This is a genomic window from Brevundimonas sp., assembly GCF_036963785.1.
Classification (GTDB): domain Bacteria; phylum Pseudomonadota; class Alphaproteobacteria; order Caulobacterales; family Caulobacteraceae; genus Brevundimonas.
The window spans coordinates 1-571 of record NZ_JBALUS010000020.1 but is presented as its reverse complement, the minus strand read 5'-3'; the positions used below and the strand labels follow the sequence as shown (position 1 = coordinate 571).

Below are 571 nucleotides of genomic sequence, written 5' to 3'. Positions count from 1 at the left end.
CCCCTGCGGCCGGCGTGGCTGGCGTTCGCGCGGCAGGCGCTGCCGGGAGCGCGCCGCTGTCGATACGAAGGCGATAGGTCGGGTCTGGCAAGGTGAAGCCGGCCTGGTCCAGCGCCGCCTTGACCGCCGCGATCGCCACCGAGCGCGACTTGAAGAAATCGGCTGCGGTCTGATCGATCCAGCCGGCGAAGAACAGGTTGATCGTGGAATCGCCCACCTCGCGTATGACTCCGGCCGGATCCGGTGCCATCAACACGAAGTCCAGGGCCTTCAACGCGGTCAGGCCGGTCTCTATCGCGGACATTGGATCGTCGTCCGGGTCCACGCCCAGAATGAAATCGAAACGGCGCTCCGGATTGCGGGTGTAGTTCAGGATCACCGCCTTGAAGACGAGGGCGTTGGGCAGACGCAAATGGTTGCCGTCGAGCGTCATCAGCACGGTGGCGCGCGAGGTCAGCCGGATCACCCGGCCCTCCTGCCCGTCTATCACCACATGCTCGTTGGGCCGGAAAGGCTGGCGAACCGAAAGCATGATCGAAGCGATGTAGTTTTCGATCGTGTCCTTGACCGC

At 64.4% G+C, this 571-nt stretch carries 1 protein-coding gene; it reads right to left on the bottom strand.

Annotated features, from left to right (window positions below; all coding sequences use genetic code 11):
* On the bottom strand, window positions 1–571 hold a 571-nt coding region (locus V7672_RS15255; RefSeq protein ID WP_335625418.1), incomplete at both ends, for a mechanosensitive ion channel family protein.